The 15,553-nt window shown below is 44.8% G+C and carries 19 protein-coding genes and 1 riboswitch; of the genes, 1 reads left to right on the top strand and 18 read right to left on the bottom strand.

The window, feature by feature from the left end; genetic code table 11:
* Positions 1–7 precede the first annotated feature (7 nt).
* From ABWW58_RS09045 to ABWW58_RS09130, 18 genes are all read right to left on the bottom strand, one after another.
* Positions 8–919: an aminoglycoside phosphotransferase family protein gene (locus tag ABWW58_RS09045; protein ID WP_353868822.1), complete on the bottom strand. Its 912-nt coding sequence runs from the start codon at positions 917–919 to the stop codon at positions 8–10.
* A gap of 45 nt (positions 920–964) precedes the next feature.
* Positions 965–1,486 carry a GNAT family N-acetyltransferase gene (locus tag ABWW58_RS09050; protein WP_353868823.1) on the bottom strand — a complete coding sequence of 174 codons (522 nt, stop codon included), beginning with the start codon at positions 1,484–1,486 and terminating at the stop codon, positions 965–967.
* 211 nt (positions 1,487–1,697) lie between these two features.
* Positions 1,698–2,732, bottom strand: a complete 1,035-nt coding sequence (locus ABWW58_RS09055; RefSeq protein ID WP_353868824.1) for a threonine aldolase family protein — start codon at positions 2,730–2,732, stop codon at positions 1,698–1,700.
* 93 nt (positions 2,733–2,825) lie between these two features.
* Positions 2,826–3,302 (bottom strand): flavin reductase family protein, encoded by a 477-nt coding sequence (locus ABWW58_RS09060; protein WP_353868825.1) that lies wholly within the window; start codon positions 3,300–3,302, stop codon positions 2,826–2,828.
* A gap of 366 nt (positions 3,303–3,668) precedes the next feature.
* Positions 3,669–4,178: a GNAT family N-acetyltransferase gene (locus ABWW58_RS09065; RefSeq protein ID WP_353868826.1), complete on the bottom strand. Its 510-nt coding sequence runs from the start codon at positions 4,176–4,178 to the stop codon at positions 3,669–3,671.
* Positions 4,179–4,324: 146 nt separating this feature from the next.
* Positions 4,325–4,894 carry an aminotriazole resistance protein gene (locus tag ABWW58_RS09070; protein WP_093670416.1) on the bottom strand — a complete coding sequence of 190 codons (570 nt, stop codon included), beginning with the start codon at positions 4,892–4,894 and terminating at the stop codon, positions 4,325–4,327.
* A gap of 14 nt (positions 4,895–4,908) precedes the next feature.
* Entirely contained in the window at positions 4,909–5,688 is a 780-nt protein-coding gene (locus ABWW58_RS09075; protein ID WP_353868827.1) for a creatininase family protein, read from the bottom strand.
* A 75-nt stretch (positions 5,689–5,763) separates the two neighbouring features.
* Positions 5,764–6,579, bottom strand: coding sequence for an energy-coupling factor transporter transmembrane component T family protein (locus ABWW58_RS09080; RefSeq protein WP_353868828.1), 816 nt, complete (start codon positions 6,577–6,579; stop codon positions 5,764–5,766).
* On the bottom strand, positions 6,572–8,245 hold the full coding sequence (locus ABWW58_RS09085; RefSeq protein ID WP_353868829.1) for an ABC transporter ATP-binding protein: 1,674 nt from the start codon (positions 8,243–8,245) through the stop codon (positions 6,572–6,574). Before ABWW58_RS09085 ends, ABWW58_RS09080 begins: the two co-directional genes overlap by 8 nt.
* Positions 8,246–8,263: 18 nt before the next feature.
* A complete protein-coding gene (locus ABWW58_RS09090; protein WP_353868830.1) occupies positions 8,264–8,827 on the bottom strand; it encodes a phosphoribosyltransferase family protein in 564 nt (187 codons plus the stop codon).
* A 157-nt stretch (positions 8,828–8,984) separates the two neighbouring features.
* Positions 8,985–9,087: riboswitch (purine riboswitch) on the bottom strand.
* Positions 9,088–9,123: 36 nt separating this feature from the next.
* Positions 9,124–9,561, bottom strand: a complete 438-nt coding sequence (locus tag ABWW58_RS09095; RefSeq protein WP_353868831.1) for a hypothetical protein — start codon at positions 9,559–9,561, stop codon at positions 9,124–9,126.
* Positions 9,562–10,245: 684 nt separating this feature from the next.
* On the bottom strand, positions 10,246–10,425 hold the full coding sequence (locus ABWW58_RS09100) for a MarR family transcriptional regulator (RefSeq protein ID WP_353868832.1): 180 nt from the start codon (positions 10,423–10,425) through the stop codon (positions 10,246–10,248).
* A gap of 51 nt (positions 10,426–10,476) precedes the next feature.
* The gene (locus ABWW58_RS09105) at positions 10,477–11,031 is read right to left on the bottom strand and encodes a DUF1697 domain-containing protein (protein WP_353868833.1); all 555 of its coding nucleotides are present in this window, start codon (positions 11,029–11,031) and stop codon (positions 10,477–10,479) included.
* Positions 11,032–11,390: 359 nt separating this feature from the next.
* Positions 11,391–11,927 carry a CDP-alcohol phosphatidyltransferase family protein gene (locus ABWW58_RS09110; protein WP_353868834.1) on the bottom strand — a complete coding sequence of 179 codons (537 nt, stop codon included), beginning with the start codon at positions 11,925–11,927 and terminating at the stop codon, positions 11,391–11,393.
* 38 nt (positions 11,928–11,965) lie between these two features.
* Positions 11,966–12,394 (bottom strand): GNAT family N-acetyltransferase, encoded by a 429-nt coding sequence (locus ABWW58_RS09115; protein ID WP_353868835.1) that lies wholly within the window; start codon positions 12,392–12,394, stop codon positions 11,966–11,968.
* Positions 12,391–13,437 (bottom strand): S66 family peptidase, encoded by a 1,047-nt coding sequence (locus ABWW58_RS09120; RefSeq protein WP_353868836.1) that lies wholly within the window; start codon positions 13,435–13,437, stop codon positions 12,391–12,393. Before ABWW58_RS09120 ends, ABWW58_RS09115 begins: the two co-directional genes overlap by 4 nt.
* A 19-nt stretch (positions 13,438–13,456) precedes the next feature.
* On the bottom strand, positions 13,457–13,657 hold the full coding sequence (locus ABWW58_RS09125; RefSeq protein ID WP_353868837.1) for a hypothetical protein: 201 nt from the start codon (positions 13,655–13,657) through the stop codon (positions 13,457–13,459).
* 74 nt (positions 13,658–13,731) lie between these two features.
* Positions 13,732–14,040 carry a GNAT family N-acetyltransferase gene (locus ABWW58_RS09130; RefSeq protein ID WP_353868838.1) on the bottom strand — a complete coding sequence of 103 codons (309 nt, stop codon included), beginning with the start codon at positions 14,038–14,040 and terminating at the stop codon, positions 13,732–13,734.
* A 376-nt stretch (positions 14,041–14,416) separates the two neighbouring features.
* Between ABWW58_RS09130 and ABWW58_RS09135 the strand changes: the two genes are divergently transcribed.
* The gene (locus tag ABWW58_RS09135; RefSeq protein ID WP_353868839.1) at positions 14,417–15,541 is read left to right on the top strand and encodes a GGDEF domain-containing protein; all 1,125 of its coding nucleotides are present in this window, start codon (positions 14,417–14,419) and stop codon (positions 15,539–15,541) included.
* Positions 15,542–15,553 lie beyond the last annotated feature (12 nt).

Consider the following 15,553-nt stretch of genomic DNA (forward strand, 5'->3'; position numbering starts at 1 on the left):
TAATTCGTTACATCCCATTCATGTACCATTTAGGAATAACAGTTCGGTAGTGATCATAGGCATCTAAGTTTTTATCTAGTTCCTTGATCATCACATTAATTTCATGCTGCCCATAGGAAATTGACCATGGAATTGAAGAAATCATGTTTGTTGCACTATATAAAGCCATGAGTTCGAAAAAGTGCGCGGGCACCACCCTGTCTTCAAAGTAGCCGTTAATTCTGCCCGATGCGAAGGCGCAACTAACACCGGCACACCAGGTAATCCGGTTGAATTCTTCCCAGGGATCGCCGTAGTCCAGCCGATCAAAATCAATGATCCCGATCTTTTTCCCTCCCGAGATCACCATATTGCCGCAATGGTAGTCTCCATGCTGAAAAGTCATGGGACGATCTTTGATGAGATACCGATGCGTTTCAATAAAATGAATGATGAGATCTGCGTGATCCACAACAATCCCACATGCTCGATAGTCAGCAAGCTTACGGTCGATCTTTTCTTGATAAAATTGGCTCCATGACTGCTGCTCAGCCGGTGCAGATATGGAGTGAATCTGTTTCAACAGTCGTCCCGCTTGATAGCCAAGCGCGTACTGTTCTTTAAAACTTAGTGCGGGCAGAACCTTTGCGGCTTCTTCACCATCAACCCAAGTCATGATGGTGTACACTTTTTTGCCGCTGTCACAAATGCCGAAATCGACTGGTCGGGACATCTTAATGTCGAGATGGTCGAGTTGTTTCATGGCTTCATATTCTTTTTTTCTTCTGACATAGTGAGTACTGTCTGACACACGAAGCAAGTATCTGCTTAGATTGCTTGATTCAAAAGCATATTTTTGATCATGTGACCAGCCGGCATCAATTAATTTCACGTTCTTCCACTGGTCAGATCCAGGAATACCGAGAAAACGTGTGCGCATCATAACACCTCCTCGCTCTATTGAATTGATTATTTCAAGCCTTGATCAATCAATCAGCAGGCCCATTTGGATCGAGTCATAGAATACATCCTCGATTAAGAAATCTCGTGTGATTATGCCTTCTTCTGAAAATCCAAATGACTTATACAGGTGCATCGCCCGTTGGTTATCTGCACGCACACGCAGATTAATCTTGCGGATGATCCCGGTTGCTTTGCTCCATTCGATCATCCGAGCAATAAGTGCCCTGCCAATTCCCTTGTTCCAGTAATCCTGACGGACACTGATGCCGAATTCGCCGGTGTGTGCCGTCCTCTTTTTCGTTCCGCCGAAAAAGTCGAGGGTTCCGGCGATTTGTCCGTTGTATACGGCGACCAGATACAGTGCGTTTTCTCGTTTTGCATAATCTTTGAGTGTCACTTCTTCTTTTTCTACAGTCAGATGCAGTTCTTCAGCAAAGCCAAAGGTTAGAAAATCGGATTCGCCTGCAATTTGGTTGAGGTAATCAATCACCGCCTCCGCATCCGAGTTTTTCGCTTCTCGAATAACTAGTTTATGGTCGCCCATTTCAGCATCTCCCCTTTTCCTTTCTCACTAATATTACATCAAATGTACAGTAAAAGGAGTGGACAGAAAAATAGTGACGCGGAACTGTGTGAACTGGCTGCTGCGCACCTTTCTTCAACTGTCCAGGAAGGGAATAAAAATGACTTCCTCATTACAGCTTTGATATTAAAGAGCCGGAGATCACTCCCCGGCTCTACAAAATGCTCATCTTCTATCTAGTTACTTTTTCTTTTAAGCTCGCAATAAATGCATCAACGGCTTCTTCTTTGGTTGCCCATGAAGTCACAAGGCGTGCAGCTGAATGATTTTCGTCAACTTTTTCCCAGTCAAAGAAATTAAACTGTTGGTGAAGTTCTTCAAGCAAATCGTTCGGCAGGATCGGAAAAATCTGATTAGAGACCGGCGGCGTTAAGAACGTGTAGCCGGCGGCTTGTATAGCATCGCTGATTTTCATCGCCATCGTATTAGCGTGTGCCGCGAGATCAATGAACAGGTTGTCCCGGAATAATTCAAGAAACTGAATACCAGTCAGCCGGCCCTTAGCAAGCATCGCACCTTTTTGCTTCATCAGATAGCGGAAATCGTCCTTCAACACATCATTGCAGATCACGAGCGCTTCGCCGAGCAGCGCGCCGTTTTTCGTGCCTCCGACATAGAACGCATCAACAAGCTTCGGCAGATCGCTTAGTTCCAGATCGTTCGCCTTCGAGGTGAGCGCTGATCCCAGTCGCGCGCCGTCTAAATAGAGATAGAGATTTTTACTCTTACAAAAAGTACTAATTGCCTTCAATTCACTTTTCGTATAAACCGCACCGTTCTCGGTCGTGTCGGATATGTACACCAGCTTCGGCTTCACCATATGTTCATCCGGATGAGCATCCAGCATCGATTGAATACCCGCCGGCGTCAACTTACCGTCTTTGCCTGAAGGCACCGCCAGCACCTTGTGACCAGTCGCTTCGATCGCCCCGGTTTCGTGAACATTGATATGTCCGGTTGCCGCAGCAATGGCCGCCTCATGAGGACGCAGAAATGCGGCGATGGCCGTCATATTTGTTTGCGTACCTCCAGTCAAAAAATGAATAGCGGCATTGTGGTCATTTATCTTTTTCTTAATCAACTCGGCCGCCTGCAGCGAATACTGATCTTCGCCATAGCCTTCTTCCTGAACGAGATTGGTCTCCACCAACGCGTTTAGAATTTGCGGATGCGCGCCTTCACTATAATCATTCTTAAAGCTGTACATTGCGCCTTCTCACCTCAGCTGTCTGATTTTTCAAATCTATGTGCATCTAATTGGACTATAGCACAGTCCGAAAGTAAGCGGAACCCATTTCCATTAACCGCCATAATAGAAACCGGTTTCTTTCATGGTCAACGGATCGCCAGTTTTATGCACACCCGCATTGATCACTTCACCGACATAAATAAAGTGATCACCAATTTCAAGTCGGTCAACAACGCTGCATTCAAAGAAGCTAAGCGCATCCTTAAAAATCGGGCAGCCGGTTTCCTCTGCGTAAAATTCATAACCCGCGAGTTTATCAGCTTCAACTTCAAGCGGTCGGAAAAATGCCGTTACCATATCCTTTTGTCCGCTTTCCAATACATTCACACTGAACACGCTGCTTGACGCGATTTGCTGCTGCGAACGCGTACCCGCTTTAACGGCCAGCGTCACGAGCGGCGGTTCGAAAGAAGTCTGTGTTAAAAAGTTGCCGGCAAACGCATTCACACCGCTTTCATCCTTAGTGCCTACCAGATACAATCCGTACGTAATGCCGCGTAGTGCTGCTTTTCTAGCTTTTTGGTCCATTCGATAGACTTCCCTTCCCTGTTTGTGTTCACATATTTGCCATATTTTCATTATAAAGCAATTTTATAAAAAAGCAGTTATCTATTGAACACGAGTAACAATTTGAATTTTAATCCAAACTGGCCAGATTCTCGGGACGTTTAATTCAGCAGAATCCTCTGAACTACTTATTTGAAAATATCCCGATTTTCTCTTGCATACATCTTGGTATTTGAAGGTAACAGAGAAAAAATGACTTTGTTTCAGAAGAGATTATGAAGCAGCTCAAAAAAAAGGAGCGAACTCTAAATTAGGTGTCACTCGCTTTTTTCTACGTATTTATTAATCAGCATTACCGGAATGAATGAATTAACGGGAAACCTTTCATTAACGACCGGCAAGATTACTTCTTCGTTCAACGAGGATCGTATCATGCCACGTCCCATCAGGCATATGTGCGATTCTCTCACGATAGCCAATTTCGCGAAACCCGCATTTTTTATGCAATGCGCGGCTGGCTTTATTTTCTGCAATGATTCCTGACTGAAGTGTCCAAAATCCTTGTTTCTCAGATGCCATGATCACCGCGTTCATCAAAGCAGTTCCTATGCCGTGCCCTTTGCCCTCCGGAAGGATGTAAATGCTCAACTCGGCAACGCCTTTATAGCAGCAGCGGCTGGACACTGGACTCAAAGCGATCCATCCAAAAAGCCGTCCATCTGCCTTTGCTGCAAATCGGCATGTTCCTAAATGAGCCTCGTTCCACTCCTCCCAGCTTGGGGCATCAGCTTGAAAGGTTGCTATTCCTGTTTTGATTCCTGCAATATAAACTGAACATACTTCTGCCCAATCTGAAGGCAACAGGGGCACAATCTGCACATCAATTATTTCTGCCAACTTCTCTATCTCCTTCCGCGCGTCCGGCCTTTTTTTATGAAATGCATTTCTCTATTAATCTATAAATGATAGAACCACAAATAATTTAAATCCAGATAATTAAAAACAAACCGCAAGCACTCGCCTGCGGTTTGTTTGCTTTAGTATTATACGCGTGGAATAATTGTCTGAATCCGTTTGAGACGCGGTGCGAGCAGGACAACCACAAACGGTGTCAGCGCGATCGGCACAACGTCCGCAATACCAATCCAAATTACGCAGTACCAGTAGCCAAGGCCAGTGAAGTATGAAAGCGAAAGGCTGGTCGCAAGGATCATTAAGCAGCCGAACAGAATCGACCAAAACAACGATTTCCAAATAAACGAAGTTTTGTTTACAAGCAATTCGTCAAGCGACTTTCTCCGTGTCATAACATATGCCGGAAGCGCGGCGCTGAGCGCTACGGTGATTCCATCGGCGATCAATGTATGCGGCGCGATGAAATAGCCGCCGAGCAGTGACCAAACCAATGTGCCGATGTAGCCGGCGAAAAATCCGGATACCGGGCCAAAAAGAAATCCAATAGCAGGAATAATAAACGCAAAAGTTCTGAAATGAACAGCACCCGGGATCAGCGGAATCGGACTGCCGTAAGCCCAAAGCACGCCGGTAAACACACCGAAGATGACAAAGAAAATAATGTTGACAAAGGTAAACTTGACGGTGAAGTTTTTCACTACGTAACGCCTCCTCAATAATTTGTTTTTGCAAAAGTAGATATGATATCATTAAGCTCTTTGACCGCGTAGTCAAACAGCCTTTTGCCTTTTTCAGCAGTAGCATAGGTCGGCGCGCCAATCACGCCGCTTTTGGTGACGTCTGCAGTTTTCCAGCCCGCATTGTACGGACCGAACAGCGTTACAAAGTCATTATCGCGCAACGCCTCAACCGGATCTTCGTCGACCGCGAGTTCCATATGCACCGTCTCCGGCGCCGCGTGCAGCATCAGTGAAGTTTCCAACTCGCACGCATGGAAAACGCCGTATTTTCCTGACTGCTTCAAGCCTTTTAGTCCCTTGTCCCAGAATGAGGTGAACCACCAATCGAAGACAAAGACGTCCATGCCGAAATCAATTCTCAGGTCGCGGCTGATCATGTTGAGCATGTCTGTATTGCCGCCATGACTGTTAAAAAGCACAAGCTTCTTAAATCCACTCTTGGCGATAGCACCGGCGATATCGTGCAGCACGGAATAATAAGTCTGCGTGCCATAAGTGATCGTTCCGGCGAAGCCCATGTGCTCATTGCTCTTGCCAACATTCAGCAGCGGAGCAAAGATCAGTGATCCTTCATCGAATTGTTGTGTCGCGATAAAATGGTCGATAAGCGAAGATAAGATTATAGCGTCGGTACCGACCGGCAGATGCGGGCCATGCTGTTCAGTTGCCGCCGTTGGCAGGAATACAATTGCCGAATCCTTATCAATGGCCGCGATTTCATCTCGAGTCAAGTTTTCCCATTTTGAAATCATTGCATAATCCTCCCGACTTTCTTCATAATTTTCAAACATTAGCAACATCAACGGGGATTAACTCAAGTTCCCCATCTAAATTTGAATATAATAGTTAAGCTGCAATATGATCGTCACCACTGTGGCAACAACCGTCACCGATGCGAAAAGCGCATCAGAGTAGCTTGCCTTAATCATTGTGTAGGATGTACGTTTGACTTTAAAATTCAATTTATAATAATGCATGGCAAGCGAGATGGAATGCCCTTTGCTCAGCACTCGGAACAACAGCGGCAAAGAAACAATCACATAGTTTTTCATTTTCGCAAATGCGCTGCATTTATCCACTTCAAGCCCGCGTGATTTCTGCGCTTCCATAATCGTCGCGAATTCCTGTACGATCATCGGGATGATCTGGAAAACGAGTCCGACACCAAAGGCAACGGCATACGGAACGCGCCAGGACTGGAGACCAAGAATAATCTGGCTGAAATTCGTTGTCAGAATCACAGTATAAAAGGCCGAAATCATCAAGAAAATGCGCAGGGCGTACACGGCGCCTTTATAGAAATCAAACCAATCTAAACTGAATACATAGTGATTACCAATTACCGAAAATGCTGCCCGGTAAATCGTCGGCCCCTCATTGATCGTGAATGCGCCGAGCACAAGCCACAGTAGAAAAATGAAAAGCAGCAGCACCTTGACTTTGTTCAGAAGCACAAGCATGTATTTGCCGATATGGCCAATGAGCCAGATCGCCAAAAAGACGAGAAAAAGGAATAGGAGCGCGACGCCGCTTTTCACAAAGGATGTCAGAACAGACATGATAATGAAAAAGACAAATTTCGTGCGCGGGTCGAGGCGATGCAGAAACGAATTTAATTCGACGTATTGTAAGAAATCACCCACGATCTGCACCTCCAATCTTCACCTGTTCGGCAATCGCATCGGTGAAGTCCTCCACGTTGCATGCCAGCGGCTTGATTCCAAGTTTCTTGGACAATTGGACCACCGGCGGCAAGTCAATGTGAATCTTCTCGAACAACGCTTCGTCACCCGCAAGCTGCTGCGCGCTGCCTTCTTTCAGCATTGACGCATGGTCGAGAACCAAAAGCTCGTCGGATAATTTAAAGACAAGCGGAATCTCATGACTGATCAGGATGACCGTCTTTCCTTTTTCCTTCAGATGCCTGATAATGCCTTCCAAATGATTTCTCAAATGCAAATCCATGCCTAAGGTCGGTTCGTCGAGAATGATCACTTCAGCACTTGAAAAGAGGACGGATAAAATGGTCAATAAGTGCTTCTTGCCCATGGAAAGGTTAACCGGAAGCTCATCTTTATCTGCTAACAAATCATATTTTTCAAGGACTGCGAGTGCTTCTTCTTCACTGAACGGAACACCTTGAGCGCGCGCGCAGAATGTCAATTCCCGGTAGACATTTTCTTCAAACAGCATGTGCTCCGGATGCTGAAACACCAGAATAACATCACGACTGATTTCAGCTACCGATTTACCCGCTGTTCCCGCACCTTGATACGTCACCTCACCCTCGGTTGGCTGGTAAAGACCGTTCAGATGCTTAACCAAAGTCGTCTTGCCGGAACCATTTTGGCCGAGTATGGAAATGATCTTTCCTTTCGAGAATCCGGCGTTGATGTTTTTCAACGCCTGAAATCCATCTTGGAAGTTCTTGCTGAGATGGGTTACCTTTAGAACTGCCTCAGAATGATTTTCCATCTTTTCCAATGCTGCAGCCGTTTCCGTCTGCTTCACCCGATCATGGAGCACTTCATAAGCGCCATCGAGTGAGGAAAAAGAGCTTAATCCACTCACTTTTTTCGAAAGTTCGCGATAGATCTCGACTTCTTGAGGAATGATCACCCCAAGCCGCTGCTGAACTTCAAACTGAGCGAAGAATTCATCCCTGTTCCCATCGAACACAACTTCGCCGCCATCGAGGCCAACGACATGGTCGACAATGTCTGAAAACCAATCCAAATTATTGTCAACAATGACCGTTGTCTGTCCGGAGGCTCTCAGTTGATTCAACACGGATTGGATCAACTGTTTGCCCTGAGGATCAAGCGAACTGACCGGCTCGTCCATGATCACCATATCCGGACGCATTGCGAGGACGGAGGCGATGCAAACCGCCTGCCTTTGTCCACCGGAAAGTGTTGACACCGCACGCTTCCTCAGATGCTGAATATGGAGCAAATCAAGGACATACTCGACACGTTCATGAATCTCCTGATTGCTGAGTCCCATGTTTTCCACACCGAATGCGAGTGCGTCTTCTACGCCATAGCCGAACAGCTGATTCTCCGGTGTCTGGCTGACCACCGAGATCACTAGATCATCCCCGGTCTGAAAAGAGCCTGTCAGTTCGCCTTTATTCATTAAGACCGGAATGACACCGCTAAGAATGCTGACGAGCGTGGACTTGCCGCATCCACTCGGTCCGACAATTGCGGTCACTTCAGCTTCTTTTATTTCCATATTAATATTTTTTAAGATTTGCGGCGTGTCTGCGCTATATTTATAGCCTATATTCTCAATTTTAAAGCTCAACGTTATAGTCTCCCTGCTTTATTGGATGGCATCGGACGAATCGATCGGGAACAACGGTAACTTTTCAAGATAAATGATATCATCACGCTTGATCGCATCTTCACCCTCGGCAAGAATCGCCGCTTTACCAACGAGCACGCCGCCTGCTCTTGTGATCAATTTTTCAAGTGCATGTACCGATTCGCCGGTACTGATCACATCGTCTACAATCAGAATGCGTTTGCCCTTAATCATTTCGCTCTCATCTTTTTCAATGCAAAGCAGCTGCTTTCTCTGGGTCGTAATCGAATAAACTTCAGTGGCAAACGGTTCGCTCATGTACGGCTTAATGCTTTTACGTGCAACAATATAGCGTTTCTTCCCGCACAGTCTTGCCAGTTCATGAATCAGCGGAATGCCTTTTGCTTCCGCTGTAATAAAATAATCCGCTTCCGGAATGCGCTCCTTCAATTCTGCGGCTGCGGCGGATACTAACTCCGTATCCCCCAAAATAACAAAGCTTGCAATCTTAATATTATCCGCGATCCGGACAACGGGAAGCTTTCGTTCGACTCCCGCAACCTTGAGCACAAATTCATCCATTTTCGGTTCACCTGATTTCCTTCAATAGTTATGGTTAGTCAAACAGTAAAAAAGCAGGGAACCGGTGTCCTCTGCCTTACGACGAGTTCCCAATGACCATGGCAAATAAAAGCGGTTCTGCGCATGGAAAATTCCAATAGCAGATGCCATACCCGGGTCACCGGAAAAAGAACACCATAGCGCAGGCAATTTACGGTTGCCGCGTAGAAACTTCCACACCTTATTTGCAGACTTATATGGTTTCACTTTTTTATGTAATTCGACTTATTTCAACATCTTTCTTAATAAAAATTATATCACTGTAATAATTTTTTGGCAACCGAATCATTATTCAAACTATTAGTTGATCTCGCCTGGATTTTGCGTAGATTTTCCCGTTCATGTACTCGGTGAGAGACGCTGCGAAACACATCGAAGAACGTTTGCATTGTCGTTGTATCACTCAGAGGGATACGAACGCATCGCTTACCATAGCTGACATTCACGAGCAGCCTTTTCAAGAGGAGCATCTGCGTTTCATCATTGGTATGAAAGTAAAAACAATCCTTTGTTGCTGAAAAAGTTATGTATTTGTGACGCCAGTAATACGTGGGCATCCGGCAAAAGGTTGTTTCTTCCCATTCCGGAAAATTGCAACGAATAAAAGACACCATCGCCCGCAACCACAATTTTTGATTCTTATTAAAACGGTTAAGATACTCTAAGTGATTCAAAAATTCACTAACCGTCTCCATCTGAAAATCACCATCCATAGTTTAATACAATTAGGATGGCGATTTAGGAGGAAAGTTATACGTATAAGAGCCTGTTCAAAAAGGAGGAGGCCAGGCAGAACGCCACGTCGCTTGTCATGCCTGACACTGGCTCGTCCTGAGCGTCGAAGATCAAGGAAGCGCAGTTTTGAGCTACCCGCGCGTATTTCTACAGGATGTAGTGACTTTCGCGTTATGCGTAGGACGCGCATGTAGTTAGCGAAAGATCCTTTGCTCCAACCGCGGTTTTGAATCATCAAACTTCTCTTAAACAAACAGTTCTATTTCTTAAATCATTTTGGTCCTTAATGAAGTAACGCGGCCGGAATAAAATAAGCGGAGATTTTCCGGTTATATACATCATGGCGCTTGTTTCCCAGGTACATAAGGGTAATTTTTCCGCTTATACACCGAAAAACCAGCCATTTTCACGCTTTTCGATTCGATAAGCGGAAATTCTCCGTCTATTTAAGCTATTTTTTCGTTCATTTTCTAATTAAGCGGAATTTCTCCCTCTATTTCAGATTTGGGCGCTTACCTGATCGCCCAACCAAATCTTATGACCTTATCATCGTACCAGCAAGCCAAAACGCTAAACGTTCTTAACTTGTAAAAAAATCGGAGCGAGTTGCGAACCACTTCCCCGGCACAAACCTGCTGTGAAAATTATTTCTTAATCTCCCAATAGCATCTTTTTGGTGAGACAATTTTCTCTTCTTTTTTTAACTTGGTCATCACTTTATTGACTTCTTTCTTATCTAATCCGGTCGATTCGGCCACTTTTCCCGCATTTGCAGGTTCATCAGCCTTTTCAAAAAAGGCGAGTACGGCATCATAGCTTTCCATTGCTTGAATCCCTCCGATTGTTTTCTTTTTTGATCATCAACTCTATTATAATCACTCGGATTGGCTTGAGAGCGCAAGGAGTTTGTCAATTGTTTTCCAATTTCGCGTTGTGCAATAAGTGCCCAATTTCTCAACGCGCAAGGCCAGCTTCGAATTGCGGATACTGTGATGAAAGAGAAGATAGACATTTCGGCCAACGATTTGATAGCGATCCGTACCGAAGTCGGATTCTGATAGAAGCATGACTTTTTCTGGGTCAGGAGCTGAATCGAGCATGGACACATAGAGGCACTCGCCCACCGCCGTTTCCTTTGCGCGCGCGATTTCGGCTTCAGCGAATGGGCAATTCCGAGCAATCCTATCCCATTCAACTTTGGACCTCATCATAACATGGATCGCAAGGCCGAATTTATGCTCAATAACCTCCTCCATCCGCGCAATCAGTTCACTTTCAACATCGTCTGATTCAAAAAGTATGTTCCCACTCTGAATATACGTGCGTACCTTTTGAAAGCCGGCAGTTTCTAGCACGTTTCGCAGCTCTGCCATTTTTATCTTGTTTTTCCCGCCGACATTAATGCCGCGCAATAGAGCGATATAGATCATACCTTGTCCTCTTTTCAATGATTTGCAGTCAACCAAATACAATATGATTCAGTTGGTCTAAACGATTACGAAACAAAAAAGGTCACAAACTTAACAAAAAGTTTGTGTTCCCTCTATTATGATGAAGGTATGCTCATTTTTTTGACTGTTCTGTTTTTTTTTTGAACGATTGAACCAAAAAACACCTGCAAGTGACGAGAATAGGTTAGCTAAGAATTCGAACATCGTACATTCCTCCTTCATGGGTACACCCAATCCAAAACGAACGACTTGTAACCGTTTTATTACATAGTAAAAGTCTATGCAGGTCATCCGATACTGTCAACTGATTGAGAGCTGTATTACTTTCAGCATAATCATTATCGTTCAACAAAAATACTGCGCCGATTCTCATTCAGCGTCGAACTGGTTAAATGAATGAGTGTTTCCTCAACCGCAGAGCATAGCGCGATCAGACAGACAATCCAGAAAAAGCCACCATGCTTGAACGTGAAATAAACGATCGGGGTGAGGACCAAAAGCGCTCCGGTCAATTTGTTCGACCATGTGTGCAAGCCAGCAAACGCATGATACTTGTACGCGGTGATTAGAAAGTTTCCGATTCGAATCATTGCGATAAGCACAATCCATGGGATAAGTGGCACGAGCAGTTCACCCGCCCAATAAAAGATCAGCACCATTAGAGTGAGGTACATCAGCATATCCGCGAATGAATCCAGCCGCGCGCCGAATCTGCTCTGATTGTTTGTTCTGCGAGCGATAAAACCATCAAGAAGATCACTAACCACCGCCGCACTATAAAGTCCAGCAAACACCCAACCATCTTTGTAAAAAAGAAGCATCAGAATCGTGAAAATGACACGGCTTACCGTGAGTATATTCGGCACATGCTTCATAATGATCTCTCCTCTTTCAAAATGAATACCTGAAAGAATTACAGCTTTTTCTTGTACCCTTTGATGTCTCGTGAAAAGCCATAGGTCTCGTAGAAACGGCAAGCATCACTGCGATCCGTTTCTGTCACAAGAATCATTTGCGTACACATTCTTACCCGGGCTTGTTTCTCCAATTCACCAAGCAGCTGTGCGCCGACACCCCTTCGTCGCATTGCCTGGTCAACAACCATGTTCTCAACAACAAGAAACGGCCGGCAATCACCGTACAGCTCTTCACAGACCACGCCCATCACTGATCCAACTAACCGATGATCCGCTAACGCACTCAGTAAAATATGCGTATTTTGATGGTTTATTTTCTCGAATTGAGCGCGCATTTTCGCAACATCCGACGGTTCATTCCAGAACTGTCGGTACAGAGCGGCAAGCTGCGGCAGATCATCCATGTTCATTTTTCTAATAATCACGAGTCCCCCTCAACACCCGATTCTAAAATGGCGAATCCGGGTTTATCGCAGCTTAGTTCCGCCATCGCACCATAAGGCAGGAGACATTTCGGCTCATTGTGGCCGAAGCTGGCATTACACAGGACAGGCAAATTTTCCTTGCCGAATTCCGCTAAAATCAAACGGATGACCGATTTATACTCCTCATAGAACGTGCCTTTGTACGGTTTACCGAAAATCAATCCGTTAATTCGATCGAAAATTCCCATCACGCCATAGCTTCTCAAACTGTCCTCAAGCAGCCAAACCGGAGGCATTTCTTCAGATGTTTCAAGAAAAAGTATGGCATCATCGAAGTCGCTTAATTCCGGAAAAAGTGAAGTGCCTTTGATCATGTCAATGACCTCCAGGCAGCCGCCGATCAGCCGTCCGGTCACTGTTTCTCTGCCCTGCAAGAGCTCATAGTCCGTATTTGCTTCAAATTTTCTCGCCACATTTTTGTTCTCGATTTTCCATTCAAGGCGCTGCGCCGTATATTTCTTGGACACCGGAACATCGCCAATTGGAGCACTACTGAAAAGTACTCTTCTCGCCCATTGTTCTGTGTACTCCGACATTTGAATGTTCTCGGCCAAATCATTGAGCAAGGACAGACCATAGAAGCTGGAAACACCCGCTTTCAGGCAGAAAAAATGAGTCACCGTACTATCCGAATAACCGGTCACGACTTTCGGATTGTTCCGAATCACGTCAAAATCAATATAAGGAAGAAGCCGAATACTGTCGCTGCCGCCGATACAAGAGATGATTCCTTTTATCGACGGATCAGCGAACGCTTGCATTAAATCCTCAGCTCGCTTTTCCGGATGCTTGTAAACATACTCCGTGCCTTTCAAAGTGTTTGGCATTTCAACGACCTTTAAACCGAAAACCTTCTCCAATCGTTCTTTCCCTTGAAGGTAGCGCCAATTAATTTCTTCGTCGCCTGCGCCGCCCCAAGAAGAGCTGACCGTCGCCACCGTATCACCAGGCTTGAGCATTGGTGGCTTGATTAGATTCAGCATACTCGTGATCTCCCTTCTATTAATTGTTTTCAATCACACGCGCAACATCATGTCCACAAGTCGCACATTTTCCTTTTAAGATAATACCGAAACGGTCTTGATCAATCACATAACCAACAATTTTGACTGCTTTGCCGCAATTCGTGCACCAGACATTGCGCTTCAACTGTTCTCTTGCTTCCTTCGGGATGGACAGCCATTTTTCATTTGCAGTAGCCATCGTTGTACCTCCTCAATTTTTATGTACCTCTAATTGCATGGATTACAGTTCTTTTCCCATCATGACCATATCGTCTAGCGAATGAAAGCCTCTACGTTGATAGAAACCTTCTGTTCCATCATTTCTCGCTGTAAATAAGATGATGTCCTTATTCCCTTTTCCTTTAAACGCTTCTCGCACGCATTGAGCAGGCTTGTCCCAACTCCAGTGTGGCGCAACTCTCGATCGACACAGAACTCCTTAATCGTGAACATCCCGCCATCGTAAAATTGTTCTTCACCACCCAAAATAAGACCGGACAGCTTGCCATTTTGATAGGCGACCAATCCGAACGAACCCTCGCAATGGATCATTTGATGAAGCCTTTTTCGCGCTGTTTCCACCGTCCATTCATCATTTCACGGTGGTGCATTGAACGCATCAACATAAAGACGCGCCATATCATCCAGATGTTCTGCCGTTAATTCATCATAGTTCATTGGCATTATCCCCTTTCACTTGTGACCATTTGTTCAATCTAATTTGCAACTAAAAAAAGTGACAAAACAGTATAAAAGTCGTGATTCGATACGTATGTCACAGAAAAAGCCACTTATTTAACGATACTATAGTAAAGATAAGCAACAAGCACAGTGAACGACTCTAATTGGCAAATATCGGTCACGGACTTTGCCTATCTATCTAGTTTAACCTGATTTTCTCCTAGAGAATCAGTATGTAACCACAACACACATCCAAGATTAAGGAGGAGCGTCATTATTGAAGCAATTGAAATATGAACATGCAATCAATTTCTCAAGATGGAGTCGTATTTCATACAAATATTTGTGGATCTGCCTGACTGCCATTTTCCTAACCGAATTAAGCATCTTTTTCGTGAAATTATTCATTACCGGCTTTTCCCAACATGAACTGCCTATAATTAATTATCTGCAAATCTATGTGATCAGACCGACAATCATTAATATTCTCGTTCTATGCGCCGCCTCTGTGTTGATTGAGTATTTCATCAAGAAAGCAAATCCAACAATGCAATCGCTCGTCCTGCTTATCGCGACCTTGACCATTTGTATTAATCTTGTCTTTGTGCATTATGTTGTCTGCACCATCTATGCTGTTTTCTGTATTCCTATTTTAATTTCACTTCTGTATATTGACAAGAAGCCGCTTTTATTTGCTACCGTCTCAAGTCTGCTCAGCTATCTGCATTTTTGTTTCTTTATTCTTCCGCTAAAGCCGGAAGCAGCGCGGGCGGATCAGGGCTTTATGGAAATCATAAGTATGGTTGCATTAATGAGTGTACTCTTCATACTCGCCCGTATTGTTCTCGCCTGTCTCTCATACCTGGTCGATCATATTATCTCGAAAAGCATCCAAGTCAAGCAGGATTCACTGACAAAGCTGCTGAATCACGCATCCTTTTATGAGCAATTGACTCTCTTCATCCAAAACCATCATCAAAAAAACGAGGGCTTTTCACTGATCATCTGGGATATCGATAACTTTAAATACCTCAATGATCAATTTGGGCACGTCATCGGCGACTATGCGCTCCTCTGTTTTGTTCATGCCTTAATGAACTGTATTGATAAGGATGACCAAGCCTTTCGGTACGGCGGAGAAGAATTCACCATTCTCACACATCGTAATGCTGCTGAAACCGAGCATTTAGCCCGGCAGATCCGTGCTGAATTTGAGGAAAGAAGTCTCGACTTATCATTGCCGGTAACACTGACGGTCAGCGCCGGCATCTGTGAATTCGACTCCGACTCTTTTTTAGGAACACATGAATTCTTTGCTGCCGCCGATAAAGCTTTATATCAGGCAAAACAGTCTCCCGGAAAAAATACATACTTTGTCTGGCATGCAGGTGTAGACGTTTGAACGCTCGATGAA

This window comes from Sporolactobacillus caesalpiniae (assembly GCF_040513385.1).
In the GTDB taxonomy this organism is placed as follows: domain Bacteria; phylum Bacillota; class Bacilli; order Bacillales; family Sporolactobacillaceae; genus Sporolactobacillus.